At 48.2% G+C, this 6,498-nt stretch carries 4 protein-coding genes; 3 read left to right on the top strand and 1 reads right to left on the bottom strand.

Translation table 11 applies throughout. The features are described 5' to 3' along the window. Positions 1–179: 179 nt before the first annotated feature. Positions 180–788 (bottom strand): superoxide dismutase, encoded by a 609-nt coding sequence (locus ABYP73_RS10620; protein ID WP_372974303.1) that lies wholly within the window; start codon positions 786–788, stop codon positions 180–182. A gap of 103 nt (positions 789–891) precedes the next feature. Between ABYP73_RS10620 and ABYP73_RS10615 the strand changes: the two genes are divergently transcribed. The 3 genes from ABYP73_RS10615 to ABYP73_RS10605 all read left to right on the top strand — a co-directional run. Next, a complete protein-coding gene (locus tag ABYP73_RS10615; protein ID WP_372974302.1) occupies positions 892–4,020 on the top strand; it encodes a UvrD-helicase domain-containing protein in 3,129 nt (1,042 codons plus the stop codon). Positions 4,021–4,022: 2 nt separating this feature from the next. After that, complete coding sequence (gene kbl / locus ABYP73_RS10610; protein WP_372974301.1) at positions 4,023–5,216, top strand: glycine C-acetyltransferase; 1,194 nt, start codon at positions 4,023–4,025, stop codon at positions 5,214–5,216. Between the two features lie 110 nt (positions 5,217–5,326). Next, a partial coding sequence (locus ABYP73_RS10605) for a thrombospondin type 3 repeat-containing protein (RefSeq protein WP_372974300.1) occupies positions 5,327–6,498 on the top strand: 1,172 nt, incomplete at its 3' end.

Raw genomic sequence — 6,498 nt, 5'->3', positions numbered from 1 at the left:
TCTCACAATACCAGTAATTTAGTAGTGCCATAGCATAAGTAGGTTAAGTTTATGGTAAGATTTGGGACGAAAAGGGCGGAGGCTTCTCTGCCCTTTTCTATTGATATTCACCACAATAGATAAAAAAACCGCAACCTTGTGAGGCTGCGGTCCTTCATAATCGATTTCGATCTGCTTTCTTACTTGTGCGCCTTGTAGTGCTCGGCCACCTTATTCCAGTTGATCACATTGAAGAACGCATTGATATAATCGGGTCGCCTGTTCTGATAATTCAGGTAATAGGCGTGTTCCCAAACGTCTAATCCCAGGATTGGATAACCTCCGCATCCCGTATTGGGCATCAATGGGTTGTCCTGGTTGGGTGTTGCACAGATCTCTACCTTACCTCCTTTATGAACACAGAGCCAGGCCCATCCGGATCCGAACTGACCGGCGGCTGCAGCGCTGAACTTATCCTTGAAAGCTTCGTAGGATCCAAAGGCATTGTCAATGGCAGAGGCCAGTTCGCCTGAGGGATTCCCTCCGGCATCAGGGCCCATGATCTCCCAGAACAGACAGTGGTTGAAATAACCGCCTCCGTTGTTTCGTACAGCTGTGTTCTTCATATCGAGTCCCTTGAGGATCTCCTCGATCCCTTTTCCTGAAAGGGGTGTGCCTTCAATAGCTGCATTGAGTTTTGAAGTGTATCCGTTGTGGTGCTTGGTATGGTGAATCTCCATGGTCCTCGCATCGACATGAGGTTCCAATGCATCATATGCATAGGGTAATTTTGGTAGTTCAAATGCCATGTTTATGTAGTTAATTGTTATTATTCAGTGAGGTTCAAATGTAGGGATTTTAACAATTATATTCCCCTAATTATATGTTAAGAACTCTCCGCGATTGCTTATTTTGCAGGGTAAAACGAAGACGCTGCACTCCTATCAGATTTATGACGCCTCTGCCGGTTCAGGAAAGACCTTTACACTGGTCAAGGAATACCTCAAGCTGATCCTCTCCGAGGATAGCAGGCAGGAATTCAGGAAGATCCTGGCCATCACCTTCACCAACAAGGCCGTCAATGAAATGAAGCAGCGCATTCTGAAAAGTCTGGCACTCTTCGCTTCTGATCCGGCGGAAGCAAGCAAAGACGACCTATTCCTGCAGATCGCGGAAGAGCTCAAACTCGGCAAGGACAGGCTGAGTACCAGATCGGGCGAAGTCCTGAAGGAAATACTTCACAATTACGCCTTCTTCGACATCTCTACCATCGATAAGTTCAACCATCGCATCATCAAAACCTTTGCACGCGATCTGAAGATCCCTCAGAATTTTGAGGTGGTCATGGACCAGGACCTGCTGTTGAGCGAAAGCATAGACCGTTTTCTGGGAAATGCAGAGCCGGGAAACAGGCTGACAGAGCTCATCATCGATTTTGCACTTGAAAAGATTGACGACAGCAAGAGCTGGGATGTGAGCTATGACCTCCAGAAGGTAGGCTCCATGCTCTTTGACGAAAACCACCTTCCTTTCCTGGAATCCCTGAAGGACAAGGAAGTCGACGCGTTTCTCGACCTGCAGAATACCCTGAAGAAAGTGATCCACACCCTGATCGGGGACCTGAAGAGGATAGGAACGGAAGCTCTTAACCTTATAGCCAATGCCGGACTGGATGCAAAAGAGTTCAAATCGGGATGGTACCCGGCGTTTATGAAAAAGATACAGACGGATCCCACAGGGGTGGACTTCAATGCGGGATGGAAACAGAATTTCGGGGAAGAGCCGCTTTACAAAACAAGCCTTCCACGGGAAACAAAGGCTGTCATAGACGGGCTTATGCCCCGGTTCATCGACCTGTGGGCCAACATGAGGGCAAAACACAACCGATTGCTCTTCCTGAGAAATGCATACCAGAATCTCGTCCCCCTCACCCTTCTAAATGCGCTGCAAAAGGAGATCCATGCCCTGCTCGGAGAGAGGGAACAGATTCATATATCGGCCTTCAACTCCCTGATCTCAGAACAGATCAGAGATCAACCTGCCCCCTTCATTTACGAACGTCTCGGAGAGAAATACCGGCATTATTTTATAGATGAATTCCAGGACACTTCCCTCTTGCAGTGGAATAACCTCGTGCCCCTGATCTCGCATGCCATGCTGAGTGAGGATCTGCAGGGTAAAAGAGGCAGCTTGTTCCTGGTAGGGGATGCCAAACAGGCGATCTACCGGTGGAGGGGAGGGAGGTCCGAACTCTTCTTAAACCTGATACACGATGAGGACACTCTTTTCGGCATACGTCCGGTAACGAAACAACTGCAGAGGAATTACAGGAGTTATCAGGAGGTAGTCGACTTCAATAACCGGTTCTTCACCTCCGCAGTTCCCGGCCTGAAAAACGAACTATACCGTCAGCTCTTCCTTGAGGGCAACCAGCAGGAACACACGGCATCAAAAGGCGGACTCGTCAGTGTGCGATTCCTTGAGGAAGGGACCCAGGACAGAGAATCGGACTATTGTAATGAAGTGCTGGGGGTTGTAGGCGAGCTGTTAGACAGGGGAGTGCCCTACGGCGATATCTGTATCCTCGTAAGATCGAACAATCAGGGGGTAAGGATCGCCAGGCATCTGATGGAAAACCAAGTGCCTGTCATATCCTCCGATGCCCTCTTGCTTGAGAGTGATCCCGGGGTCAGGTTCCTGATCAACCTGATGAAACATACTGCCCGGCCCACGGATCTCAATATTCAGTATGACATTCTCTTCTACCTCAGCGGGGAGGAAGACCGACACGAATTCATCTCCGAGAATCTCGATAATCTGTCGGGTCTCTTGAAAAGGAAATACCATTTTGAAATGGAGGTTTTTACCCAGAGAACCCCTTATGATGCCCTTGAATACGCCATTGATCGTTTTCAACTGGTTAAAGTATCCCACGCCTTTATCAGTGCCCTCCTCGATGAGGTCCTGGAATTTGAATCACATATGGATTGCGGGATACAGTCCTTCCTCGACCACTGGGATAAGAACAAGGGCCGGTGGAGTATCCCGGCTCCTGAGCAGACAGAGGCAGTCATGTTAATGACCATCCACAAGTCGAAAGGGCTGGAATTTCCCTTTGTCATATTCCCATTCGCCAATGCCAAAATCTACGACGACCGGGGAACCAGGTTATGGGTACAAACGACAGATGAGGCCCTGAAGGGATTTGACCATCTCCTGCTGACCAAAAAAAAGGAGATGGCTGATTACAATGATGCCTCCCGAGTAATCGCCGAGGAAGAAGAGCACAAGCAGGAACTCGATGCGTTCAACGTGCTGTACGTTGCCCTTACGAGAGGAATACAGGGAGTGTATGTGATCTCAGAAATGGATCTGGACAAAAATGGAGATCCTAAAGCCACTAATTACTCGGGGCTTTTCATAAAATTCCTGAAGGGCGAAGGCATGTGGGACAGGAACAGGAGGAGGTATGATTACGGGGAACTCGGCGAGGTAGTCTCCAGCACTGTTTCCGGCCTTAAGCAGGAGTCGATTTCCTACACCTGCTCGGCCAAGTATGAAGGACACCTGGAAATCAGCACCCGGGCCGGGGAGCTTTGGGGAACTTCCCGCGCCCTTGCCTTATCCAGGGGTAATTTATTCCATTTTGGAATGAGCACCATCGAGGTTCCCGGGGATATTCCTTCAAGCGTTCAGGAGTTGGTTTCCAGTGGAGCCATTTCCGTAAAAGAGCAAAATAATTACTCTGAACTTTTCAAAAGTGTCGTTGAGCATCCCCTGCTGGCTTCCTTTTTTCAGGCGGGCCCTATAATCAGGAACGAACAGGCGATAATTGCGGAAAATGGGGTAATTTTGCGACCCGACAGGATGGTTTTCGACGGACGGAAGGTCTCGGTGCTCGATTACAAGACAGGAAGCGAAAGTCCGGACCATATCGCACAATTGAACTCCTACGTAAAAGTGCTGAGTTCCATGGGATACACCGTAGAAAACAGGGTCCTGATCTATGTAGGTGAACAAATCAAACCCGTATTCATATAGTTATGTACAGCAGTATTAAGAAATTTCTCCAGGACGAACTGGATTCGATAGAGGAAGCAGGACTTTATAAAAAAGAGCGCGTCATAACCTCTCCTCAGGGAGCCGTGATCAGGATCTCGACCGGACAGGAAGTGATCAACTTCTGCTCCAACAACTATTTGGGGCTGTCTTCACACCCCGAAGTCATTCAGGCAGCCAAGGACACATTGGATTCCCATGGATTTGGCATGTCTTCCGTAAGGTTCATTTGCGGCACCCAGGACATACACAAGGAACTTGAGGAGAAAATCGCCCAATTTTACGGAACAGAAGATACCATATTATACGCAGCTGCTTTTGACGCCAATGGTGGGGTCTTTGAGCCATTGTTGTCTGCAGAGGACGCCATTATCTCCGATTCCCTCAATCACGCTTCTATCATAGACGGGGTGAGATTGTGCAAGGCCAAGCGTTATCGGTATGCAAACAACGACATGAAAGACCTCGAAGCCCAGTTGAAGCAGGCAAATGCAGACAACGCCCGGTTTAAGATCATCGTGACGGACGGGGTATTTTCCATGGACGGGCTCCTCGCCCCCCTGGATAAGATCTGTGACCTGGCGGAACAATACGACGCCATGGTGATGATAGACGAATGCCACGCTGCAGGTTTCATCGGTGAGACGGGAAGGGGCACACTGGAAGAGAAAGGCGTCATGGGCCGTATCGACATCATTACCGGAACACTGGGGAAGGCCCTGGGCGGAGCGATGGGCGGATATACTACGGGAAAGAAAGAGATCATAGAGATCCTGAGGCAGAGATCGAGACCCTATCTGTTCAGCAACTCCCTTGCCCCTGCCATTGTAGGAGCCTCCATTAAGGTCTTCGATATGCTCGAAGGAAGCACCGAACTGCGCGATCGCCTCGAAAGCAATACGGCTTACTTTAAAAAAGGGATGAAAGATGCCGGTTTTGATATCATAGATGGAGATTCTGCCATTGTACCTGTCATGTTATACGATGCCAAATTATCACAGAAAATGGCCGATATGCTGCTCGATGAAGGAATTTACGTCATAGGATTCTTCTATCCCGTGGTACCAAAGGGAAAAGCGAGGATCAGAGTACAGTTATCCGCGGCCCATACAAGGGCACATTTAGACACCGCAATCAAGGCGTTTACGAAGGTCGGAAAAGAGCTCGAAATCCTCTAAACCTTCCGTTTTTAGGGGCGTACGAGAAAAAAAAAAGAAATTGATTTTGTTAATAATTATTAACAACTTACATTTGCAGCTAATAAACACTTAAACTTAAAATTTTGAACATGAAACAGCTTAGCAGATTATTGGTTGTTGGCCTCTTTCTTATTGGGTTAAACAACGTTCAAGCGCAGGATGAGAATAATCCGTGGCAAGTTAGCTTTGGTGTAAACGCGATAGATGTTTATCCTACTAATGACCAGGACGCCGCTTACCCAACCGGTACTCTCTTCAGCGAGTACTTTAATGTTAACGATCACTGGAACATTTTGCCCTCTATTTCATATGTTTCTGTATCCAAGTATGTTGGGGACGGATTTTCTGTAGGAGCCAGGGGTAGCCTCAACCGCATCTCTAAATTAGGAGACGTTTCAGCTGACGACCTCTCTCATTACGCTGTGGATGGTACGATAAAGTACAACGTCTTAAAGGAGAAGAAGATCATCCCTTTCCTCGAAATCGGAGGAGGTTATACCTGGGTTGATGAGATCGGATTCGGTACTGCCAATGCAGGTATCGGAGCCAGCTACATGTTCTCTGATAACATCGCCTTTACTGTTCAAACAGGATATAAGCACGCTTTCGAAGATTACGGAGTAAAGCACTTCCAGCACCTGGCTGGTATCTCCATCCAATTTGGCGGAACTGATACTGACGGTGACGGAATCTACGACAAAGATGATGCATGTCCTGAAGTTGCCGGTTTGGCTGCTTTCAACGGATGTCCTGATTCTGACGGAGACGGTATAGAAGATGGTAAAGACAGCTGTCCTAACGAAGCTGGTTCTAAAGAGCTTAACGGATGTCCTGATTCTGACGGAGACGGTATCGCCGACAAAGATGATGCATGTCCAAATGAAGCCGGTCTTGCTGCTCTTGCAGGATGCCCTGATGCTGACGGAGATGGCGTAGCCGACAAAGACGATGCTTGTCCAAACGAGGCTGGTCCAGCTGAGAACAAAGGATGCCCATGGCCTGACACTGACGGTGACGGAGTACTTGATAAAGATGACCAGTGCCCAGAAGTTGCCGGAACTGTAGCCAACAAAGGTTGCCCAGAAGTAACTGAAGAGGTTCAGAAGCAATTGAACGACTACGCGAGAACTATTCTGTTCGACACCGGAAAAGCTTCTCTGAAAACAGAATCTGTATCTGTATTCGTAGACATCATCCGAATTCTGAATGAATATCCAAACGCTAAGTTCACCGTTGAAGGTCACACCGACAGCGTTGGTAG

Source organism: Muriicola sp., assembly GCF_041567615.1.
In the GTDB taxonomy this organism is placed as follows: domain Bacteria; phylum Bacteroidota; class Bacteroidia; order Flavobacteriales; family Flavobacteriaceae; genus Muriicola.
This window is presented reverse-complemented; position numbering and strand designations above follow the sequence as displayed.

Excerpts from the sequence above, each read along its gene's own strand:
- ABYP73_RS10620 (WP_372974303.1), bottom strand. The coding sequence starts at position 788 with ATGGCATTTGAACTACCAAAATTACCCTATGCATATGATGCATTGGAA.
- kbl (WP_372974301.1), top strand. The coding sequence starts at position 4,023 with ATGTACAGCAGTATTAAGAAATTTCTCCAGGACGAACTGGATTCGATA.